Raw genomic sequence first — 21180 nt, forward strand, 5'->3', positions numbered from 1 at the left:
TCGCCATCAGCTGCGCCGACGACAAACAGCGGTACACCACGAAGGACGTGGAGGCGAAGCAGGGAGAGTTCCGGGCCGCATCCCCCGTCTTCGGTGACTGGCTCGCCTGGTCCATGCTCACCTGCACCGACTGGGCCGTCGCCGGGGCGTCCGACCATCCCGAGGTCAGCGCGCCGGGCTCGGCTCCGATCCTGGTGATCGGCAACACGGGCGATCCCGCCACGCCGTACGGGGGCGCGCGCAAGAGGGTGGGGGCGTGTCGAGGTGACGTACAAGGGGCAGGGGCACGGGGCGTACGGCAGCGGGAACGGCTGTGTGAAGGCGGCCGTGGACGGCTACCTGCTCACGGGCAAGGTCCCGAAGTCCGGCACGATCTGCACCTGAAACCGCAGGTCAGAACGTTATCCACAGGCCCCGGCGCAAGCACGGCAGTCCGCATACCATGGCATGACCGCCATTCACGATATCCGGCGGGTGATGCCGTAAGGGGGGATTTGCTCATGGCTCGATGGCTACGGGGAGCGGCTCTGACCGCGGCTGCGGTGCTGGTCGCCGGCTGCAGTGGGGCTACCGACAGCGGGAAGGGCGAGAGCGCCGCGTCCTCATCCGCGGTCCCCTCACCTTCTGCGGTCCCCGCGCAGAAGCTCGACTGGGGGCGCTGCGAGGCGACGTCGGAGGGTCCGGCGCCGGGCGGTGACTGGCGGTGCGCGACGCTCAAGGTGCCGCTGGACTGGTCGAAGCCGGACGGCGAGACCATCGGGCTGGCCCTGATCCGCAGCGAGGCAACCGGCGACAGGAGCGAACGGCTCGGCTCGCTCCTGTTCAACTTCGGCGGTCCGGGCGGCTCGGGCGTTTCCACGATGCCCTCGTACGCCGGTCTCACGAGCGAGCTGCACAAGCGGTACGACCTGGTGAGCTGGGACCCCCGGGGCGTCGGCGGGAGTGAGGGGGTGCGCTGCCGCAGCGACAAGGAGATCCAGGCGGCCGAGTCGGTGGACGCCACTCCGGACGACGCCGCCGAGGAGACGGCCTTCTTCGACGACGGGGCCTCCTTCGGCGCCGGCTGCGAGCGGGCAGCGGGCAAGCTCCTGTCCCATGTGTCGACCGCCGACACCGCCCGCGACATGGACCTCATCCGCCGAGCGGTCGGCGACCGGAAGATGCACTACTTCGGCATCTCGTACGGCACGGAGCTGGGCGGCGTCTACGCCCATCTCTTCCCCGGGAACGTGGGGCGCCTCGTGCTGGACGCGGTCGTCGACCCGACCGCCGACACGGTGGGCCACGCTAAGAACCAGACCCTGGGCTTCCAGCGCGCCCTCGACAACTACCTCGCGTCGACGGGCCAGGACCCGAAGAAGGGCACCCGGAAGATCGCGGACCTGCTGGAGCGGATCGACGCCGATCCCCTGCCGACGACGTCCGGTCGGGAGCTCACCCAGACCCTGGCGATCACCGGTATCGTCCTGCCGCTGTACAGCGAGCAGAGCTGGCCCGGCCTGACGAGCGCTCTCGACGCGGCGGAAGACGGCGACGGCACGGAGCTGCTGGCGCTCGCCGACGGTTACAACGAGCGGGACCCCTCGGGCCGCTACGGCACGACGACCCACTCGCAACGCGTCATATCGTGCCTGGACCAGAAGCAGCGGCCGACACCGCAGGAGACGAAGACGCTGCTGCCCGAGTTCCGGAAGCTCTCGCCCGTGTTCGGCGAGTTCCTGGGCTGGGACACCGCGGGCTGGTGCCACGACTGGCCGGTGCCCGGTCTGACGGACTCGCCGGAGGTGAGCGCGCCGGGGGCCGATCCCGTTCTCGTCGTGGGCAACACCGGGGACCCGGCGACGCCGTACGAGGGCGCCGAGAAGATGGCGCGGGAGCTGGGCGAGGACGTCGGCGTGATGCTCACCTGGAAGGGCGAGGGCCATGGGGCGTACGGCAGCGGCAGCAGCTGTGTCGACTCGACGGTGAACGCGTATCTGCTGGCCGGGAGGGTCCCGAAGGACGGAAAGGTCTGCACGTAGTCGTGGCCACCGCGAAAAGGGGCCCGGCACACGTGGTGCCGAGCCCCTCCGGGGAAAGCGTCCGCCCGCCGACGGCGGGGAGGGGACTAGTAGACCGGCTTGTCGGGCTCGATCTGGTTGACCCAGCCGATCACGCCGCCGCCCACGTGGACGGCGTCGGAGAAGCCGGCCGACTTGAGGACCGCGAGGACTTCCGCACTGCGGACACCCGTCTTGCAGTGCAGGACGATCTTCTTGTCCTGCGGGAGGCTCTCCAGGGCGGAGCCCATGAGGAACTCGTTCTTCGGGATCAGCCGGGCACCGGGGATCGAGACGATCTCGTACTCATTGATCTCGCGGACGTCGATGATGTCGATGTTCTCGCCGTCGTCGATCCACTCCTTGAGCTGCTTGGGAGTGATCGTCGATCCCGCGGCCGCCTCCTGGGCCTCCTCGGAGACGACGCCGCAGAAGGCCTCGTAGTCGATGAGCTCGGTGACGGTGGGGTTCTCGCCGCAGACCGCGCAGTTCGGGTCCTTGCGGACCTTGACCTGGCGGTACTGCATCTCGAGGGCGTCGTAGATCATCAGTCGGCCGACGAGCGGCTCACCGGTGCCGGTGAGGACCTTGATGGCCTCGGTGACCTGGATGGAGCCGATGGACGCGCACAGCACACCGAGGACACCGCCCTCGGCGCAGGAGGGGACCATGCCCGGCGGCGGGGGCTCCGGGTACAGGCAGCGGTAGCAGGGGCCGTGCTCGGACCAGAAGACGGACGCCTGGCCGTCGAAGCGGTAGATGGAACCCCATACGTACGGCTTGTTCAGCAGCACGCAGGCGTCGTTGACCAGGTAACGGGTCGCGAAGTTGTCCGTGCCGTCGACGATCAGGTCGTACTGGCTGAAGATGTCCATCACGTTGTCGGCCTCGAGCCGCTCCTCGTGAAGGATCACGTTCACGTACGGGTTGATGCCGAGGACGGAGTCGCGGGCGGACTCGGCCTTGGAGCGGCCGATGTCGGCCTGGCTGTGGATGATCTGACGCTGCAGGTTCGACTCGTCGACCTCGTCGAACTCCACGATGCCGAGCGTCCCGACGCCCGCCGCGGCCAGGTACATCAGCGCCGGCGAGCCCAGGCCGCCGGCGCCCACACAGAGCACCTTGGCGTTCTTCAGCCGCTTCTGCCCGTCCATCCCGACGTCGGGGATGATCAGGTGGCGGGAGTACCTGCGGACCTCATCTACGGTGAGCTCGGAAGCGGGCTCGACCAGGGGTGGCAGCGACACGGGGACTCCGTTGATCGGTCAATCACTACAGTTGTTCTCCCGGTAACACTGCCACGCCCTTTTTCATTCCGAGACACCCGTTCCAACCAGCGAGACAATGTCGTCCCAGTAGCCGGGCAGGGCCGCCCAGGGGTCGACTCGGCCGCCCCGGTCCGTGCGGTCGGTGAAGTAGATCGTGGCGGCACCCTGCCAGCGGGCGACGCGCAGCGCCTCGTCGAGGTGGACGCGGGGCACACCGTGGACGAAGTGGCAGAAGCGCTCGGGAGGGTGATCGGCGGTCCATTCGGCGACCTGGGACCAGCGGTAGTCGCTCCAGGGCCCGGAGAAGGTCACGAGTTGGTCGGCGCTCTCGGCGTATCCGGGATGTGGATGGGTGCCGTGGCCGAGGACTATGTGGCCGTCGCCGAGGAGCGCCCGGAGGGTGAGGACGGTGCGGCTGATACCGGGGAGTGCGCCGCGCTCGGTGGGACAGCGGTCGAGGAAGTAGCCGTCGACCTGGTACCAGTCGAGATGGCGGTGGGCGTCGGCGACGATCTCACCGAAGGGGCGTGCGCCATGGGTCACGTCGAGGTGGCCGAGGACGCGGACGCCCGCGTTGCGCAGCCGCCCCGCGGCTTCCAGGCAGACCGGGTCGGGGCGGGTACCGGGGCCGTCGGAGACGTTCAGGACGACCCAGTGCAGAGGGGCTCCGGGGCGGCTGAGTTCGCCCCATTCCAGGGGGGCGACCAGGGGGTGCGCATAGCCGGGGATGCCGAGGCCGGCGCTCAGGCCGGTGCTGGCGGTGCCGGACGGGGTGGAGGTCAGATACGGCACGCGGCCTCCATCCAGATGTCGGCGAGTGACTCCTCCAGATTGATACGGGGCCGCCAGCCGAGCCGGTCGCGTGCGGTGCGGACATCGGCCTGCTGCCAACTGCCGCAGCCGTCCGGGTAGGGATAGGCGACCGGAGGGGTGTGGTCCGGTTCGGTCCGGGGGTGGCCGATGGTCGGCCTGAGGGGGCCGGGCGGGGTGTCGAGTTCGTGGAGGGCACCGCCGTAGCCGGCGACACGGGCGAGGACGGCGGCCGCGTCGCGGAGGCGCACGGCCCGGCCGGACCCGATGTTGATCACGCCTTGGGCGGCGGAGAGTGAGGCGGCGTGGACGGCGCGGGCGACGTCCCGGACGTCGACGAAGTCGCGTTGGACGCCGAGGCCGCCGAGTTTGAGTTCGCCGTCGCCGGACTGCATGGCGCGCCGCATGGCTTCGGCGAGGCGGCCGAGTGGCGAGCCGGCGGGGGTGCCGGGCCCGGCGGGTGAGAAGACCCGCAGGACGACGGCGTCCAGGCCGGAGCCGAGGACGAGTTCGGTGGCGGCGAGTTTGCTGACGCCGTACGGGCCGCCGGGGCGGGGCACGGCGTCCTCGGCGGTGGAGGAGCCGGGCTGGCTGGGGCCGTATTCGGCGCCGCAGCCGATCTGCACCAGGCGGGCCCCGCAGCCGCTGCGGCGGAGGGCCTCGCAGACGGTGGCGACGGCGACGGTGTTGTGCCGGGTGAGTTCGCGGGCGCCGCCGCGGGTGGCTCCGGCGCAGTTGATGACGACGCCGGGGTGGACCGCGTCCAGGAAGCGGGTGAGCGCGCCGGGGCTGCCGGTGGCGAGGTCGAACCGTACGTCGGCGTCGTCGCCACGACCGAGCGCGGTGAGTTGGACGGCCGGGTCGGCGAGGAGGCGTTCGGCGACGAAACGGCCGAGGTATCCGTTGGCTCCGATCAGCAGGACCCTCATCGGGCGGCTCCCGGGGCGGACTCTCCGGTTCGGGAGGTGATCATCTGGCGTTCTCCTTATGAGGTGGTGCCGTGGGTGATGAGGTGGTCCCGCGGTGTCGGCCCCGCGGGAGGTGGTGCGCGCGACGGCTGTCCCGCGCGCCGGTGGGGCTCGGTCGCGGGATGCGGTCTGTGGTGACCGCGCCGTGGACCGTCCGAGGTGGGGTCAGGTCGCCCCCGGCGGGCGGGCGTGGGCCGAGGCCCGGGTGAGCGTGCGGGTGGCGTGCCCGAGGAGGAGGAGTGCGGCGATGCCGCAGACCAGGGCGGTGACGGCGCCGGGCCCCCAGGCGTCGGTGACCGTCCGGACGGGGACAGCCAGGTAGGAGCAGCCGGGCAGGCGGCTCGCGAAGACCGTGGCCAGGGCGCAGGTCTCGGTCAGCGCCGCCGTGCACAGGACGACGGCGGGGGCGTGCGGGAAGCCGTGGACGGTGAGGAGGCGGGCCAGCAGAAGCAGGGCGCCGAGGGCGACCGCGCCCGCGGAGACGGCCGGTTCGTCCAGAACCTTGCCGCACACGGCGAGCAGGGAGACCAGGGCGCACAGGTACAGGGCGAACACGCCGAGGAGCAGGGGCTTCACGGAGTCGGCGAAGTCGGCGAGGCCGCGGCTCGCGACGAGTTTGCGGCGGGCGCGCACGGAGAGGAGGTGGGCGCACCACAGGGCGGGAGCGCAGCTCAGGGCGAGTGCCAGGACGGGTGTCGTGGCCAGGGGCCAGGGACCTTCGGGGCCGGCGGCGAGACCGGCGGCGAGCAGTCCGTCGCCGAGCAGCGCGTACGCGATCAGCCAGCAGGTCCAGGTGCCGTTGCGGCTGGTCGTGCCGAGCGGTGCCCGGAGCGGGCCGCAGCGGAGGGCGACGCGCAGCCCGAGGGCGACGGCGAGGGCACCGGCCGCGGCGACGGCGAGGCGGGGTTGGCCGTGGGTGAGCCGTACGCCGGCCACGGCCGCCGCGCAGAGGGCGCCCGGGAGGAGGGCGAGGACCGCCCAGCCGCCGCCCGGCCCGGACGCGGCGGGCGGCGGCGGCCGGCGTTCCGGGGGTGTCTCCGCGTCGCGGGGGACGCGCGCGTACATCTCCTCGGCGAGCGAGAAGACGTCCCGGTGCCGGAAGCGGGCTGCAGTGCGGTCGGTGACGCCGTAGGCCTCCAGCCCGGCGGCGATCTCCAGTGGGTCCACGGCCCGTTCGCACAGTTCCCGGTGGCGGTGCATCAGGGCCTTCACGGGGTCCACGCCCCCGCGTCCGGAGGCGGGCGCGGATTCGGGGGAGATCCGGCCTTCGTCATCAGCGCCGAACCCCACCCCTCCCGCGGCCTCGGCCTCGGCCACTGTCTCCGGGTAATCCCCCTCAAGGAGAGCCGCCGAGTCCGAGACGCGCCCTGCCCCCGGCGACACCTGCGCCCTCGGCGCCGCTTCGGAAGGAAAAAGGGCCGCCGGTACTCCTTCGGAACGCGGGAGGGACCGCGGTGCCGCATCGGAGCGCGAGAGGGCCCCCGGCCCTCCCCGGGCTCGCGAAGCGGCTCCCTGCGCACCCTCGGCCCGCGAGGGGCAACCCGGCTTCGACAAACTCGGCTTCGACGGACTCGGCCCGTCCCATTGCTCGGCCCCGTCCCTGGCCTCCAGGCCGTCCAACCGCAGCTCGCTCATCGCGCTCCCTCCCCCGCGGGGACGGGTTCACCGGTAGCGGCCGGAGGCGTTCCCGTGGCCCGGACGGGGGTGTCGACGGCCCAGCGGGGTCGGCCGGAGACAGCCCCGCCGAGGCCCGCGCCCCCCGCGACGCCGGCCACACCCGCGACGCCGGCCACACCGAGACCGCCCGTCCCCAGCCGGGGCTCGGTCCAGCGGCCGGGGACGGGCGCCTCGGCGAGGGCGCCGAACGGCAGGAGCGCGCCGGTCTCGTCGAGGACGGCCTTCCGTACCGGGGCGTGGGAGACGACCTCCAGGTAGATGCCGCGAAACGCGGCGACGTTCTGCTCGACCGTGAAGAGTTCGAGAGCGCGTGCGCGGGCCGCCGCGCCGAGGCGCGCACGGCGCTCGGGTGCGCGCAGCAGCGCCACGCACGCCTCCGCGAGCGCCCTCGGATTGCGGGGCGGGACGACGAGTCCCGTCCCGCCGATGACCTCGACGACGGCGCCGGCATCCGTGGACACCGTGGGCCGTCCACAGAACATGGCCTCGACCAGGCTGATGGGGAACCCCTCGACGACACTCGACAGGACGACGACGGCGCCGGACGCGTACGCCTCCGCGAGGTCGGGGACGGCGGGGTCGCCGATCTCCTCGAAGGAGACGGGGTTGTCACCGACGGTGTGCACTCTGTCGGCCTCGTCGGGGAAGAGCTGGGCGGCCAGGGCCCGGCAGTGGCCGAGATAGGCGGCGCCCTCGTCGCCCGCGGCCGCTCCGACGATTCTGAGCCGGGCCTTCGGCTCCGCTCTGCGGATCTCGGCGAAGGCGTGCAGCAGCAAGATGAGGTCCTTGGCCGGCTCGACACGGCCGACCCACACCAGCGTGTGGGGGTCCGCGCTCTCCGGCGCCTCCCCCACCTCGGCGAAGCGGGCCGCCTCCATGCCGGGATACACCGTGCGGATCCTCGCCCGGTCGGCGCCGCAGCGTTCCTGCCAGCGTCGGGCGTGGCTGTTTCCGGGGGTGAGGCAGGCGGCGCGCCGGTAGACCTCGGCGGTCAGTTGCCGGTGGAAGGCCGCGAGCAGGGCGCGCACCGGCGCGTCACCGGAGGCCCCGAGATAGTGCGCGCGCAGCGGCACGCCGTACTCGGTGACCAGGAGGGGCACCTCGTGGAAGTGGGCGGCCAGCAGACCGGGCAGCGCGGCCGATCCGCCAGCCGTCGCGTGGCACAGGTCGACCGAGCCGAGCCCGTCGTCCTCGTACCAGTCGAGCGAGAGGGGGCGCAGGGCGCGTTCGAGGTGGGCGGCGACCGCCAGCAGATCCGGTACGCGGGCCTCACGCGCCGCACCGAGTACGCCCGGCGCACGACAGGCGCGTTCGAGTGTGTGGACGGCGGCTTCCGAGCGCAGGGCGCCCACCAGTCCGCCCTCGTCGCGGGCCAGCTCGGCAAGCCCGTACAGCGCGTTGCCGAAACGGTCCGCCTCGAGAATGGGGCCACTCTCACGGGCTTCTCCCGTTTCGAGCGCTTCTCCCGTTCCGACGGCTTCTCCCCTGCCGAAGGCTTCGCGCGTCCCGCGCGCCCCGTGTGTCCCGGCGGAGCAGATCACCGACGCCAGTTCGCCGTACGCCTCCGCGAAGCGCCGTCGCGCCCGGCGGCCGTGGACCACACCGTCGTCCTCGGCCGTCCACAGCGGTGCCGTCCGAACGCGGCTGATCTGCGGCGGAAGCGGGACCCAGCCCTCGTCCTCCTGTTGCTCGCTACGGCTGAGCGCGTAGACATCGAACACGTGTCGCTCCAGCCCACGCACGAGTCGGTCGCACCACAGCCTGGCGTCACCGCTCACATACGGATAGCCACCCTCCGTAAGCAGTCCGATGCGCACGTGCACCCCCGATCTCCCGTTTGGGGAGCCGCCGTTCACCCGGCGGCTCGCAGCGGGACGAACGTATGCGGACATGGCGGTGGCGCGACGGACGGTTGTCCGTCGCGCCACCAAAAGGGGTGAACGGTCGTAACTTTCCCTAGCGGGACGCGTTTCGTCGCGCTAGGGGGTCGATCGACTACATGGCGTCAGAGACTCAATCTCCGGGGAAGGCCCACGGGTTGGCCTTGCAGGTGATCCCGTCGTAGGAGAGGAACTTGCTCTGCTGCTGCATGACGGGCGCGAGGTCGCCGTCCTTGTCGCAGGTCACATGGCTGTAGCCGAGACGGTGCCCGATCTCGTGGTTGATCAGCATCTGCCGGTACGCGTGGATGCGGTCGCCGTAGGTCTTCGAACCCTGGGCCCAGCGATAGGCGTTGATCATCACACGCTCGGTGGCGGCGGAGTCGCACGACACGTTGTCCACCGTCGTGTCGAGCCCCGACTTGGCACACCACACGGCGGTGGTGCCCGGACTGGCCAGCGTGATCACGAAGTCGGGCTTCCCGGAGGAGATCCGTTCGAAGGTGCGGCCGCCGTTGTGTGCCCAACTCCGGTCGTCGTTCAGGGTTTTCTGGACGGCCTGGGCGAACAGTTCCCCGTCGAGGCCGAGCCCTTCCTCGACATCGACCCGATAGCGGTACTTCCGCCCCGTCCCCGGCGCCTTGTCGAAGCCCCTGACGGTCTGGAACTTGCCGTTGCCCTCCAGGTCCGCGGCGAGTGCGTATTTCTGGCCCATCTTCTCGTCGTACGAGAGCCGGGTCGCGCTCACCCTCGGCGGGCTGGACGGCGTGGGCCGGTCGTCGCTGCGTGAGGCGCCCCGTACCTCGCGGTCGGCGGCGTCGGCGGCCTGCGCCCGGGCGATGGTGTCCTCCTGGCCGCCGGTGACCTGCCCGCCGACGACGACCGCGAGCACGGTGGTGACGGCGGCGGCCGCGATCCCGGCGAACGCCCGCCCCTTGCCGCTCTTCCCGGCGTCCTTGCCCTCGCCGGGCTCACCGGTCGGCGGTCGCTCTTCGTCGAAGGCGTCCAGGTAGGCCTGCCGCGGCCCACCGGGCGGCGGTGGCACGGCCTCCTGCCGCTGCCGGGGGATGGGGATGCGCCGGCCCTGCCCCTGCCCGGGCGCGCCGGAGGAGGGGTCGCCGGACTCGCCGTGCCGCGCGCCGGAGGAAGGGTCGCCGGGCGCGCCGTACGGGGCCCCCGAAGGAGCCCCGTACGCGCCCTGTCCGCTGTCCGGGCGTGGTCGCGTCTCACCGCCCAACCGGCCCCAGCCGCCGCCCGCTTCCCGCTGCTCGGGATGCCCGCCGCGACTCTGCGGGAAGCCTTGGCCGGGGGTGCCGTCGGGGAGCCGGGGGAAACCGTGCGCGGGCGTGCCGTCCGGGAAACGAGGTGCTCCCTGCCCCGAACCGCCGTCCGGCAGACGCGGAAACCCATGGGCGGGCGTCCCGTCCGGCAGACGCGGAAACCCGTGCGCCGGCGTGCCGTCAGGGAATCGCGGGACACCGCGCCCGGACAGGCCCTCGGGGTAGCGGGGGAAGCCGTGCGCGGGCGTGCCGTCGGGCAGGCGTCGCGCGCCCGGCCCCGAGGCCCCCTCGTATCCCCGCGGGACACCGCGCCCCGACCCCGACGCCGCCTCCGGCCCACCGACCGGCGCGCCCGAGAAGCCGGACGGACCCGGTGAACGCGACGAGCCGGACAGCCCAGTCGGACTCGGTGGCCCTGGCGGACGCGGTCCGCCGAGTACCGCCCCGCGGTCCCCCACTGCCGGCGGGCCCGTTGGAGCCGCCGCTGATTTCTCGCTCGTGTCGCCTTTCGGCGCCCGCCCCTTGCGGCTGTGTCGTCCCACGCCGCGCCTCAGCTCCCCACAGCGGGGGCACCGGGGACGGCCCCGTCCCCGGCGGAATCGTCGGCCTCGCCCTTCACCGGCTTGCCGTTCACGGACTCCCCGTTCACCCGCTCCGCGTCGACCCCGTCCCGGGCCGACGTCGCTGAGCCCCGTACGCCCGATTGCCGCGTCGCGGAGCCATGTCCCTCAGAGCCTCCCACACCGTCCGACGCCCTCCGGGTCGTATCGGCCAGCAGGTCGCGGAACGCCGCCGCGACCGCCTCCGGGTACTCCATCATGGCGACGTGCCCGGCGTCCGGCAGGGAGACGAGGCGCGAGTCGCGGAAGGCGCGGGCGGCACGCTGGGCCATGCGGTACCCGACGAGCTGGTCACGGCGGCCGTAGACGAGGAGCGTCGGGGCGAGGACCCGCTCGGCCTGGCGCCACAGCGAGTGCTGCCCGCCCAGGGTGTACGCGTCGACGATGCCGCGGGCGGACCTCGTCATCGCGTCCCACATATAGGGAAGCCTCAGGCGGCGCTCCATCTCCTCCACCGCGTTGCGGAAGCCCTCCTCCGTGACGCGGCCGGGGTCGCCGTAGCAGAGCGCCATGACACCCCGGACGCGCTGCTCGGCGGTCCAGCCCTTGGTGAAGCGGGTGAAGAGCGCCGCGACACCCGGGACCGCGAGCATCCCGGTCGGCACCGCGGTGCGCTGCACACGCAGTTCGGGCAGCGCGGGCGACACCAGCGTCAGGGTCCGGACGAGGTCGGGGCGCAGGGCCGCGACGCGGGTGGTGACCGCGCCGCCGAGGGAGTTGCCGAAGAGGTGCACCGGGCCGCGCCCGGACGCGTCCAGATAGCGGATGACGGCACGCGCGTGTGCCGTCACCGAGTAGTTGCCGTCGTCCGGCGGCGGCGAGTCGCCGAAACCGGGCAGGTCGACGGCCTCGCTGGCCACCGACCCGTCGAGCAGCGGCATCAGCGCCGACCAGTTCTGTGAGGAGCCGCCCAGACCGTGTACGTACAGGGCGGGCGGCAGATCGTCACGGGCCGGGGTTCTCGACCGGACCGCCACAGTGATCCCCGGCAGACGCACCGACCTGATCCGCTCCCCCGGCGCCACGCGCACGGAACTCGCCTTCGGCGACGCGGTGGCGGTCATCAGGGACGGCAGCTCGGTCGAAGACATGCGGCAATGTTACGAGACGATCACGTAGTGGTTCATGTGTTCGCCGTCACAGATCGAGCCACGCACGGAGGGGTACCGGAGCATGACGCGGTACCGGACCACGACGTGGTCACCGGGACCACGACGGAACCCGAAGCGACTCCCGCGCCGGCGGGCGGCCTCGCCACCGACCTCGGCTACCGCCCACCGGCCGCCTCGCGGAACAACCCGCAAAGAGTTCGCAGAAGAACGCGTAGGAGAACTCGCAGAACAAACAGTCCCGTCACCACCGGACCGCATAGCGCCACGTTCGGCTGTCTCCTAGGCTCGTAGACAACAGGCACACCCGTACGTGGCCCCTGCCCCTTCACAAGGGTTCCGGCAGCACCGAGGCAGGAGCAGGAAAGGGAAACCACGATGGCCGTTGACCCCACCGATCCCGAGACGTTCGCGGAGACGGAGGCCGAATCCGTGGAAATCGACGACGTCGAGGCCCCCGAGGCCGATGCCGCCGAGCAGCACACGTACGTCACCCCGAACCGGGACGATCCGCTGGACGACGTCGATCCGGGCGTCGCCAACCCGGCCGACCTCGCCGAACAGGCCCGGGTGGTCGATCTCGACGAGGACGACTACCGCTAGAGCGGACCCTCGTCCGGGGACGGCCGGCGGTCCGACCACGCCCGCGTGCCCGCAGACGCCCCGCCCCCAAGGGCGACCGCCGGTGACGCGAAAGACGACGACCGGTGACGGGAAAGGGCTTCCTTCTGTCCACCCTGCCCGCGTTTGACGTGGTCCGCGGCACTTTCCCAGGCGTCCGGTCCGTGAAATTCTGCGCTCGCACCGCGCGCACCGGGGTTACCGAAAAGTACGATGGCGGCGCGGCGCACACCGCACATGGACGATTTGGGAGGCGGCGTGACAGCCATCGAGCAGACAGAGGCGGCACGCCCGCGGGGCACACGCCTTCCGCGCCGAGCCCGACGGAACCAGCTGCTGGGCGCCGCCCAGGAAGTCTTCGTGGCCCAGGGCTATCACGCGGCCGCGATGGACGACATCGCCGAGCGCGCCGGTGTCAGCAAGCCAGTCCTCTACCAGCACTTCCCGGGCAAGCTCGACCTCTACCTGGCTCTGCTGGACCAGCACTGCGAGTCCCTCATCCAGGCCGTGCGCGGCGCGCTCGCGTCGACGACCGACAACAAGCAGCGCGTACGGGCCACGATGGACGCGTACTTCGCGTACGTCGAGGACGAGGGCGGCGCCTTCCGGCTGGTCTTCGAGTCGGACCTGACGAACGAGCCCGCCGTGCGTGAGCGCGTCGACAAGGTCACGAACGAGTGCGCGGAGGCCATCTGCGACGTCATCGCCGAGGACACCGGTCTGTCGCGCGCGGAGTCGATGCTCCTCGCCTCGGGTCTGGGCGGGCTCGCCCAGGTCGTGGCGCGGTCCTGGCTGCACAGCGACCGCAGTGTCCCGCGCGAGCAGGCGGTCCAACTGCTGGCGTCGCTGGCGTGGCGCGGCATCGCCGGGTTCCCGCTGCACGGCATCGAGCACCACTGACCGTCGCCCCGCGACCCCGGACCGGTGCTCGGCACACCCCTGGTCCGGGGTTTTGTTCCCCCACCCTGTTCGCTCCTGGCGTTGCCGAGCGGAGGGTGGACGTCCCCTCACCGGGCTAATGTGTGCTGGGTACGGCGCGGATGCCCGCGCACTTCACTGACCGTCGGAGGGACATAGCCGTGGAGGTCAAGATCGGCGTGCAGCACGCGCCCCGCGAGATCGTTCTGGAGAGCGGTCAGAGTGCCGAGGAGGTCGAGCGTGCCGTGTCCGAGGCGCTGGCCGGCAAGTCGGCGCTGCTGAGCCTCACGGACGAGCACGGTCGCAAGGTGCTGATCCCTGCCGACCGCCTCGCCTACATCGACATCGGCGAGCCGACCGTCCGCAAGGTCGGTTTCAGCGCGCTGTAGCCGAGAGGCGCACGAGGCATACGGAGGGGCCCGGTGGTGTGAAACCACCGGGCCCCTCCGCACGCGCCCTTCTCCCGGCTCCCCCACCCCCGAAGCGCACATCGGAACCACAACTCGTCCACAGAGGAGGATTGCGTTCCGTGACTCGCGGGTAGTACCGGCTACGACCGATTTGCCCAGGCCAGGCCGTGTGGGAGGGAACCCGATCATGTTCTTGGAAGCGCTCGGATCCGCACTCGTCGGACTCGCCCTCGCCTGGGCCGCCGTCGCCCGCCTGTCGCACCGTCTGCCACCCCGCACGCTCGTCCTGCCGACCGGCGTGGCGGGCGCTCTCTTCGGCGCGTTCCTCACCCACACCGCCCTGGGTTCCACGAACTTCCTGGTGCTCCTGAGCGGCGGGGCCATCGTCGCCGCGGCGTCGCTGTCGCTCCTGCTGCGGCCGACGGAGCGTTTTCGACGCAGCTCGGCCCCCGCGTAGCCCGCATAGCCCGCGTAACGGCGAGCCCCCCGAAGAGACACGGCGCCGCGGCGACATCCGCGGCGCCACCGGACGGGCGCGACCGACCGCGCATTCCCCGCGGACGCCCACGGACACGCCGGGCGCCGCGCCCGACGGCGACTAGCTAGCCCTCACGGGGCCAGCGGCTCAGGGCCCGCCGAGGGCTCACGACGGCGGGCGCTCAAAGCGACCAAGGGCTCACGCGGCCAGGCCGAGCGCCGCCATCCGCTTCGTGTGCGCCTCGGTGATCCGGGAGAACATCCGCCCCACCTCGGCCAGATCGAACCCGTCGGCCACGCCGCCCACGAGCATCGTGGACAGCGCGTCCCGGTCGGCCACGACCCGCTGCGACTGCGACAGCGCCTCGCCCATGAGCCGCCGCGCCCACAGCGCGAGCCGGCCGCCGACCCGCGGGTCCTCGTCGATCGCGGCCCGCACCTTCTCCACCGCGAACTCGGCGTGCCCGGTGTCGTCGAGGACGGCAAGCACCAGCCCGCGCGTGTCCGCGTCGAGGTGCGCCGCGACCTCCCGGTAGAAGTCACTGGCGATCGAGTCGCCGACGTACGCCTTGACCAGGCCCTCAAGCCAGTCCGACGGCGCCGTCTGCTTGTGGAAACCGTCGAGCGCGTCCACGAACGGCTCCATGGCGCGCGTCGGCTCCTCGCCGACCTCCGTGAGCCGGTCCCGCAGCCTCTCGAAGTGGTGGAACTCGGCGGCGGCCATCTTCGCCAGCTCCGCCTTGTCGACGAGCGTCGGCGCCAGCTTCGCGTCCTCCGCGAGCCGTTCGAACGCCGCGAGCTCCCCGTACGCCAGCGCTCCGAGCAGATCCACGACGGCGGCGCGGTACTGCGGGTCGGCCGAGGCTTGGGCCCAGTCCTGGGCGGCGATGCCGGTGACCTCGGCGGTCTCGGCCGTCTCAGCGGTACCGGCGGCGTTCTCAGGCTTGTCAGACGTGGTCATGAAGCGCACAATAGCCCGCTCTGCGCAGGGCGGAAGGGCCCGGTCGATCGGTGTGACGACGACTACGTGACCAAATCGGCCATCGCATGTGCGCGTTTCCGGGGTATGGTGGTAATGCGCCTGCTGAGTAGGTCGACGTACCACCGCGGTATCTCGACCATCTCTCGACAGGCCGCACGCATGAGGATGCCCGGTCGGTGGCCCGATCGGCTCCGACCCGACAGCCCTCCTGTTCCGTACGGCACTCTGCGTACGGCGTCCGGAGGGAACCCCTCAGCGGTATGAGCGCTAGAGCGTCGGCAGTGGTCCCGTGCCACACGGCCAGCCCGTGAGGGCGGCCGATGTCCCCCAGGCACGGTCAGACGACACGACCCCCGCGCTCGCGCCACGCCGCGTACACAGAAGAGGCAGCACCCTGACTACGACTTTTCGAGATCTCGGAATCCTTCCCGAGACGGCCGAGGCCCTGGAAGCCGTCGGCATCATCACTCCCTTCCCCATCCAGGAGATGACGCTCCCGGTCGCCCTCTCCGGCAGCGACGTCATCGGCCAGGCCAAGACCGGCACCGGCAAGACGCTCGGCTTCGGCCTGCCGCTCCTGGAGCGCGTCACCGTCCCCGCCGACGTCGAGGCCGGCCGCGCCAAGCCCGAGGACCTCACGGACGCCCCACAGGCGCTCGTCGTCGTCCCCACCCGTGAGCTGTGCACCCAGGTCACCAACGACCTGCTGACGGCCGGCAAGGTGCGCAACGTCCGCGTCACCGCGATCTACGGCGGCCGCGCCTACGAGCCGCAGGTCGAGGCCCTGAAGAAGGGCGTCGACGTCGTCATCGGCACCCCCGGACGACTCCTCGACCTGGCCGGCCAGAAGAAGCTCAACCTGAAGCACGTCAAGTGCCTGGTCCTCGACGAGGCCGACGAGATGCTCGACCTGGGCTTCCTGCCCGACGTCGAGAAGATCATCAACATGCTTCCGCCCCGGCGCCAGACGATGCTGTTCTCGGCGACCATGCCGGGCGCGGTCATCGGTCTGGCCCGCCGTTACATGTCCCAGCCGACCCACATCCGTGCCACGGCCCCCGACGACGAGGGCGCGACGGTCCGCAACACCTCGCAGCACGTCTACCGCGCGCACAACATGGACAAGCCGGAGATGGTCGCGCGCATACTGCAGGCCGACGGCCGGGGACTGGCCATGGTCTTCTGCCGCACCAAGCGCACGGCCGCCGACCTCGCCGACCAGCTCAAGCAGCGCGGCTTCGCCTCCGGCGCGGTCCACGGCGACCTCGGCCAGGGCGCCCGTGAGCAGGCGCTGCGCGCCTTCCGCAACGGCAAGGTCGACGTCCTCGTCTGCACCGACGTCGCCGCGCGCGGCATCGACGTCGAGGGTGTCACCCACGTCATCAACTACCAGTCCCCCGAGGACGAGAAGACGTACCTGCACCGCATCGGCCGTACGGGCCGCGCGGGCGCCAAGGGCATCGCGATCACCCTCGTCGACTGGGACGACATCCCGCGCTGGCAGCTCATCAACAAGGCCCTGAACCTCGGGTTCAACGACCCGCCGGAGACGTACTCCACGTCCCCGCACCTCTTCGAAGAACTGAGCATCCCGGTCGGCACCAAGGGTGTCCTGCCCCGCTCGGAGCGCACGCGGGCCGGCCTCGACGCCGAGGAGCTGGAAGACCTCGGCGAGCCGGGGGGGCGCGGTGCCCGTGGGCGCGGCGGCCGCTCCTCCGGCCCGGCGCCCGCCGCGGAGCGTGAGCGCCCGGCACGTACGCCGCGTCGTCGCCGCCGGACGCGCGGTGGCGCCGACGCGACGACCCCCGACGCGACGGCCCCCGAGGCGACGGTCACCGAGTCGACGCGGCCCACGGAGACGCCGGGCGCGTCCACCGAGGCCGACGCCGGCCCCCGTACGCCCCGCCGCCGTCGCCGCACCCGCAACGGCGCTGCGCCGACGGCCCAACCGGTGACGTCGGCGGTGGAGGCGGAGGGGTCCGAGAAGGCCCTGGACGCCACCACTGACGCCGCCGCCGTGAAGGCTGCGGACGCCGTGACGGCTTCGGCCGTGAGTACGGTCGAGGACGTCGCGGACACCGCCGGCGCCGTGCCTGCCGCCGACGAGGCGAAGCCGCGCCGCCGCCGCACGCGCAAGACGGCGTCGACGGAGCCGGTCGAGGCTCCGGTCGCCGAGGTGACGGTCGACGCGGTGGAGACCACGGTCGCCGAGGAAGCCGCGCCGAAGACGCGTCGGCGTACACGGAAGGCCGCAGAGGCCCCCGCGACTGCCGAGGCGCCCACCGCCGAAGCCGCCCTCGACACGGCCGAAGGCACGCCCGCCACCGAGGAGGCCGCGCCCAAGACCCGCCGCCGGACCACCCGCAAGACTGCGGCGACGGCCGAGGTCACGGGCGACGCCACGGCCACCGCCGAGGAGAGCGCGCCCAAGACGCGTCGCCGGACCACCCGCAAGGTCGCGGAGGCACCGGTCGACGCGGCCGAGGCCGTGGCCGTGGCCGTGGCCGAAGAGGCCGCGCCCAAGACGCGTCGGCGTACGCGGAAGGTCGCGGAAGCTCCGATCGAGGCGTCGGTTCCGGCGCAGCCGACGGAGGAGCAGGCCACCAAGCCGCGTCGCACACGCAAGGCTGCCGCTCCGGCTGTGGCTGCCGCCGAGGACGCCGGGGCGGGGGCGGCTGAGACGCCGGCGCCGCGGCGGCGAGCGCGGAAGACCGCGGCTGCTGTTGAGCCGACGGATGGCTGAGGTCAGGTAACTGGCTGCGCGGAGGCCCGGTTCCCCTTCCTGGGGGCCGGGCCTCCGGCGTTCCGGCGGGGACGCGACCGCCGGGGCCGGGCAGGGGGTTCCCTCGCCCCCGCCGCCCCTACCCGTCCCGTCCCCAGGGGCTGCCGCCCCTTCGACCCCGCCTGGATGCGTGAGGTTTGAGGGGCAGGCACGGGTACGTGGGGTTTAAGGGACAGGCACGGGTGCGTGGGGTTTTAGGGCGATGTGCGGGTCCGTGGGGGCTAGGCGCGCAGTTCCCCCCGCCCCTGACAGGGCCTGCGGCCCTTCGTCGTCCGTGGGCCGGGCTCATAGCGCGGGGAACTGCGGAACCACCCGGCAGAGTGATCCCTCTCCACCGTCTCCGGTTACCCTCGCCCCATGAGCCGTCCTCCCACGTTCACCCCTCCTCCCGGTGCCCGCGCCCACCGGCTGCGCACCTCGCGTGGTGAGTTCGCCGTCATCGAGGCGGGCACCCCCGTGAAGGGCACCGTGCTCCTCGTGCCGGGGTTCACGGGCAGCAAGGAGGACTTCATCGCGCTGCACAAGCCCTTGGCGGAGGCCGGCTACCGCTCCGTCGCCGTGGACGGGAGGGGCCAGCACGAGAGCGAGGGCCCCAGGGACGACGAGTCGCCGTACGCGCAGGAGGAGTTGGCGAGGGACCTGCTCGCCCAGGCGCGGGTCGTCGGCGACGGTGCCCCGCTGCACCTCCTCGGCCACTCCCTCGGCGGTCAGATCTCCCGCGCCGCCGTCCTCCTGGACCCCTCCCCCTTCGCCTCTCTCACCCTGATGGCCTCGGGCCCGGCCCAGATTTCGCAGAGCCAGCAGCAGCGCGTGAAGCTGTTGCGGGACGCCCTCGCCGTGATGGGCATGGAGCAGGTGTGGGACGCCATCCAGGCGATGGAACCGCCGGAGGAGACCGACACCGGCGGCCTCGACGAAGGGCTGGACGACAGCGCCGACCTGCGCCGCCGCTGGCTCGCCCACAGCCCGGCGCAGCTCATCGCCACCGGCCGGCAGCTCTGCGCGGAGCCCGACCGCGTCGCGGAACTGGCCGCCCTCGGCCTGCCCACGCACGTCCTGTCCGGCGAGCGTGACGACACCTGGCCGATCCCGCTCCTCGACGACATGGCCGCACGCCTCCAGGCGCACCGCACGGTCATCGCCGCCGCCGAGCACTCCCCCAACACGGACCAGCCGAAGGCCACGGCCTCCGCCCTGATCGGCTTCTGGGATCAGCTGACAGACTGACCGGCTGACCCCAAGAGAACTGGCACTGGCTAGTACTGCGCCCTCAGGTGCTCCCAGAACCCGTCCCGCAGCGCCCTTCTCAGGTCCGCCTGGCCCCGTAGCGAGTACTGGAGGAGCCCCTCCGCCTCGACGAGGAGGTCCTGGTCGACCGAGCCGGGCAGGTACGGGTGGCCGTGCAGGAGTTCCTTGAGCGGCTCGCGGCCTCGGGACGCGAGCCATTTCGCGGCGATCTGGGCGCCGACGAAGCGGACGTCCTCACGAGTGGGCCGGGCCCCGGCGGTGGCCTCGTACGGGACGGCGGCCCGCCGGGACACGTACGGCTTGAAGAAGTCGAGGTCGAAGGTGCGCTGGCTGTCGACCTCCCACAGCAGCGGCTCGGCCTGGTTGCGGCCCTCCGGCGCCTCGATGCCCCACAGGTGGACGCGCGCTCCGTACCCCTGCGCGGCCTCGACCGCCGAGACCAGGTCCTCGTCGCCGCCGATCAGCGCCGCGTCGCTGATGGCTCGGTGCCGGGCCAGGGACTCCAGGTCCGTGCGGATGAGGGAGTCGACGCCCTTCTGCTGGTTGTTCGCGTTGAGGTTGCCGAGCCGCACCTTGACGTCCGGCAGCTCGGCGATGGACTGCTGCTCCGAGGTGTGGATGCGGCGCCGCGCCCCGTCGTACCAGTAGACCCGGAGCAGCCGACTGTCAGCGAAGATCGTGCGGGCCCGGTCGATCAGGGCGTCGATGAGACCTTCCGCATCGAGGTCGAAGGACCGCCGGTCCTCCGTTCCGGCGACGAGCCGCCCCATGGCCGCGTACAGATACCCGGCGTCGACGAAGATCGCATGGGTCGAGGGCGTCTTCGCCACCTCGGCGAGCATGCGCTGGAGCAGCTCGTTCGTACGGTCGATGCGGGCGCCGAGCGCCGCCAGGTCGTCGTCGTTCATATGCATCCATTGTCCCGGCGGTCACGCTGCGAACACAACCGGTCCCAATCAGTCTTGCAGCTTCCTGGTAGACACACCCACAACGTCACTTACCAGCCAGTAATTAGCTTCGCGAAAAATTTCCTTAGCGTAGGGAATGTTTGTAACACGCATACCGTTGAATCCTCATGGAACACGGGCACCGACGACCCGCGCACCACCAGTAGTTCTCCCCAGTGGGAGGACGACCAGACGAAGGGAGAAGCCATGCGCTTCGAAATCCTGCGACTCGACGACGTCAACGGCACGCCCGTGGACAGCACCGTCGTGGACGCCGCCTCCGTCAACCGGATCGTGCAGCAGGCCGCCGCCATCGGGCAGCGCCTCTGGATCCGCCCCGCCGACGTGACCGCTTCGTAGGACCGGCCGACGCGACCGCCTCGCGGGAGGCGCACGCGTGCAGACTTCAGAGCCCCGTACGGGCCGCACCGAGGTGCGCCGTACGGGGCTCTGCCACGTCCGGCCGCCGCGCGGGCCGCACCTGGCGGGGTGGGCGTCAGCCGCCCTGGACCACCTGCGTGACGCCGTTGATGATCTGCTGCACCGCGATGGCGGACAGCATCATGCCCGCGAGCCGCGTCACCAGCACCACACCGCCGTCCTTGATGACCCGGATGATCAGCAGCGAGTACCGCATCGTCAGCCACAGCACGATGTGGATCGCCAGGATCGCCACCCACACCGACACCTGGGCGGCCACCGAGTCCGCCTTCTGCACCGCGAGGATCACCGACACGATCGCCCCGGGCCCGGCGAGCAGCGGCATGCCGAGCGGCACCAGAGCGACGTTCACGTCCTTCGTCTGCTTGGGCTCGTCCGTCTTGCCGGTGAGCAGGTCGAGCGCGATCAGCAGGAGCAGCAGTCCGCCCGCGATCATCAGCGCGGGTACGGAGACATGCAGGTAGTCGAGTATCTGGTGCCCCAGCAGACCGAAGACGGCGATCACACCACCGGCCACGCAGACGGCCTGCAGCGCCATCCGCTTCTGCGTCCGGGCGGGGCGCCCGGCGGTGAGGCCGAGGAAGATCGGGGTGATCCCGGGGGGATCCATGATCACGAACAGGGTGAGGAAGAGGGAACCGAAGACGGCGAGATCGAACACGGGGGTGCCTTGCGAGAGTGTGCGGAAGGGGAGGGAGAGGGG

General features: G+C 71.9%; 19 protein-coding genes and 1 pseudogene. 9 read left to right on the plus strand and 11 right to left on the minus strand.

The window, feature by feature from the left end; genetic code table 11:
* The coding region (locus tag AOK15_RS48505; RefSeq protein WP_338059888.1) for a hypothetical protein at positions 1-205 on the minus strand (205 nt) is incomplete at its 3' end.
* On the opposite strand from AOK15_RS48505, the pseudogene AOK15_RS41825 reads away from it, so the two are divergent.
* Positions 114-384, plus strand: a pseudogene (locus AOK15_RS41825) (alpha/beta hydrolase). The gene AOK15_RS48505 and the pseudogene AOK15_RS41825 overlap by 92 nt on opposite strands.
* Before the next feature lie 116 nt (positions 385-500).
* Positions 501-2021, plus strand: coding sequence for an alpha/beta hydrolase (locus AOK15_RS08535; protein ID WP_055514433.1), 1521 nt, complete (start codon positions 501-503; stop codon positions 2019-2021).
* Positions 2022-2107: 86 nt separating this feature from the next.
* Here AOK15_RS08535 and moeZ read toward each other — a convergent pair whose 3' ends face one another.
* From moeZ to AOK15_RS08570, 7 genes are all read right to left on the minus strand, one after another.
* Entirely contained in the window at positions 2108-3286 is a 1179-nt protein-coding gene (gene moeZ, locus AOK15_RS08540; RefSeq protein ID WP_055514434.1) for an adenylyltransferase/sulfurtransferase MoeZ, read from the minus strand.
* Positions 3287-3349: 63 nt separating this feature from the next.
* Positions 3350-4099 (minus strand): spherulation-specific family 4 protein, encoded by a 750-nt coding sequence (locus tag AOK15_RS08545; protein WP_055514436.1) that lies wholly within the window; start codon positions 4097-4099, stop codon positions 3350-3352.
* Entirely contained in the window at positions 4087-5046 is a 960-nt protein-coding gene (locus AOK15_RS08550) for an NAD-dependent epimerase/dehydratase family protein (protein WP_055514437.1), read from the minus strand. Before AOK15_RS08550 ends, AOK15_RS08545 begins: the two co-directional genes overlap by 13 nt.
* A 204-nt stretch (positions 5047-5250) precedes the next feature.
* Positions 5251-6285 carry a hypothetical protein gene (locus tag AOK15_RS08555; protein ID WP_055514462.1) on the minus strand — a complete coding sequence of 345 codons (1035 nt, stop codon included), beginning with the start codon at positions 6283-6285 and terminating at the stop codon, positions 5251-5253.
* A gap of 431 nt (positions 6286-6716) precedes the next feature.
* Complete coding sequence (locus tag AOK15_RS08560) at positions 6717-8579, minus strand: DUF3492 domain-containing protein (RefSeq protein WP_240508352.1); 1863 nt, start codon at positions 8577-8579, stop codon at positions 6717-6719.
* Positions 8580-8775: 196 nt separating this feature from the next.
* The gene (locus tag AOK15_RS48765; protein WP_420876869.1) at positions 8776-9687 is read right to left on the minus strand and encodes a DUF3152 domain-containing protein; all 912 of its coding nucleotides are present in this window, start codon (positions 9685-9687) and stop codon (positions 8776-8778) included.
* A gap of 785 nt (positions 9688-10472) precedes the next feature.
* Positions 10473-11633 carry an alpha/beta fold hydrolase gene (locus AOK15_RS08570; RefSeq protein ID WP_079058372.1) on the minus strand — a complete coding sequence of 387 codons (1161 nt, stop codon included), beginning with the start codon at positions 11631-11633 and terminating at the stop codon, positions 10473-10475.
* 396 nt (positions 11634-12029) lie between these two features.
* Here AOK15_RS08570 and AOK15_RS08575 point away from each other — a divergent pair, with 396 nt between their 5' ends.
* The 4 genes from AOK15_RS08575 to AOK15_RS08590 all read left to right on the plus strand — a co-directional run bounded on the left by AOK15_RS08575 (position 12030) and on the right by AOK15_RS08590 (position 14057).
* A complete protein-coding gene (locus AOK15_RS08575) occupies positions 12030-12254 on the plus strand; it encodes a hypothetical protein (RefSeq protein WP_055514441.1) in 225 nt (74 codons plus the stop codon).
* A gap of 276 nt (positions 12255-12530) precedes the next feature.
* A complete protein-coding gene (locus tag AOK15_RS08580) occupies positions 12531-13172 on the plus strand; it encodes a TetR/AcrR family transcriptional regulator (RefSeq protein ID WP_055514444.1) in 642 nt (213 codons plus the stop codon).
* 179 nt (positions 13173-13351) lie between these two features.
* On the plus strand, positions 13352-13579 hold the full coding sequence (locus AOK15_RS08585) for a DUF3107 domain-containing protein (RefSeq protein ID WP_055514448.1): 228 nt from the start codon (positions 13352-13354) through the stop codon (positions 13577-13579).
* A 208-nt stretch (positions 13580-13787) separates the two neighbouring features.
* Complete coding sequence (locus AOK15_RS08590; RefSeq protein WP_055514450.1) at positions 13788-14057, plus strand: hypothetical protein; 270 nt, start codon at positions 13788-13790, stop codon at positions 14055-14057.
* A 219-nt stretch (positions 14058-14276) separates the two neighbouring features.
* Here the strand turns inward: AOK15_RS08590 and AOK15_RS08595 are convergent, their stop codons facing one another.
* Positions 14277-15047, minus strand: a complete 771-nt coding sequence (locus AOK15_RS08595; protein ID WP_055514452.1) for a ferritin-like fold-containing protein — start codon at positions 15045-15047, stop codon at positions 14277-14279.
* A 499-nt stretch (positions 15048-15546) separates the two neighbouring features.
* On the opposite strand from AOK15_RS08595, the gene AOK15_RS08600 reads away from it, so the two are divergent.
* The gene (locus AOK15_RS08600; protein WP_240508350.1) at positions 15547-17802 is read left to right on the plus strand and encodes a DEAD/DEAH box helicase; all 2256 of its coding nucleotides are present in this window, start codon (positions 15547-15549) and stop codon (positions 17800-17802) included.
* A gap of 396 nt (positions 17803-18198) precedes the next feature.
* Positions 18199-19068, plus strand: a complete 870-nt coding sequence (locus tag AOK15_RS08605; RefSeq protein WP_055514456.1) for an alpha/beta fold hydrolase — start codon at positions 18199-18201, stop codon at positions 19066-19068.
* A 29-nt stretch (positions 19069-19097) separates the two neighbouring features.
* Here the strand turns inward: AOK15_RS08605 and AOK15_RS08610 are convergent, their stop codons facing one another.
* Positions 19098-20003 carry an NYN domain-containing protein gene (locus AOK15_RS08610; RefSeq protein WP_107099367.1) on the minus strand — a complete coding sequence of 302 codons (906 nt, stop codon included), beginning with the start codon at positions 20001-20003 and terminating at the stop codon, positions 19098-19100.
* Between the two features lie 240 nt (positions 20004-20243).
* On the opposite strand from AOK15_RS08610, the gene AOK15_RS43750 reads away from it, so the two are divergent.
* Positions 20244-20396 (plus strand): hypothetical protein, encoded by a 153-nt coding sequence (locus tag AOK15_RS43750; RefSeq protein WP_099967352.1) that lies wholly within the window; start codon positions 20244-20246, stop codon positions 20394-20396.
* A 136-nt stretch (positions 20397-20532) separates the two neighbouring features.
* On the opposite strand, the gene AOK15_RS08615 is transcribed toward AOK15_RS43750, so the two are convergent.
* On the minus strand, positions 20533-21138 hold the full coding sequence (locus AOK15_RS08615; RefSeq protein WP_055514460.1) for a MarC family protein: 606 nt from the start codon (positions 21136-21138) through the stop codon (positions 20533-20535).
* Between the last annotated feature and the right edge of the window lie 42 nt (positions 21139-21180).

The organism is Streptomyces ossamyceticus, from assembly GCF_001418475.1.
Lineage (GTDB): Bacteria > Actinomycetota > Actinomycetes > Streptomycetales > Streptomycetaceae > Streptomyces > Streptomyces ossamyceticus.

Coding starts and splice junctions, on each gene's coding strand:
- AOK15_RS08535 (WP_055514433.1), top strand. CDS start 501: ATGGCTCGATGGCTACGGGGAGCGGCTCTGACCGCGGCTGCGGTGCTG.
- AOK15_RS08550 (WP_055514437.1), bottom strand. CDS start 5,046: ATGAGGGTCCTGCTGATCGGAGCCAACGGATACCTCGGCCGTTTCGTC.
- AOK15_RS08555 (WP_055514462.1), bottom strand. CDS start 6,285: ATGCACCGCCACCGGGAACTGTGCGAACGGGCCGTGGACCCACTGGAG.
- AOK15_RS08570 (WP_079058372.1), bottom strand. CDS start 11,633: ATGTCTTCGACCGAGCTGCCGTCCCTGATGACCGCCACCGCGTCGCCG.
- AOK15_RS08575 (WP_055514441.1), top strand. CDS start 12,030: ATGGCCGTTGACCCCACCGATCCCGAGACGTTCGCGGAGACGGAGGCC.
- AOK15_RS08590 (WP_055514450.1), top strand. CDS start 13,788: ATGTTCTTGGAAGCGCTCGGATCCGCACTCGTCGGACTCGCCCTCGCC.
- AOK15_RS08600 (WP_240508350.1), top strand. CDS start 15,547: ATGACGCTCCCGGTCGCCCTCTCCGGCAGCGACGTCATCGGCCAGGCC.
- AOK15_RS08605 (WP_055514456.1), top strand. CDS start 18,199: ATGAGCCGTCCTCCCACGTTCACCCCTCCTCCCGGTGCCCGCGCCCAC.
- AOK15_RS08610 (WP_107099367.1), bottom strand. CDS start 20,003: ATGCATATGAACGACGACGACCTGGCGGCGCTCGGCGCCCGCATCGAC.
- AOK15_RS43750 (WP_099967352.1), top strand. CDS start 20,244: ATGCGCTTCGAAATCCTGCGACTCGACGACGTCAACGGCACGCCCGTG.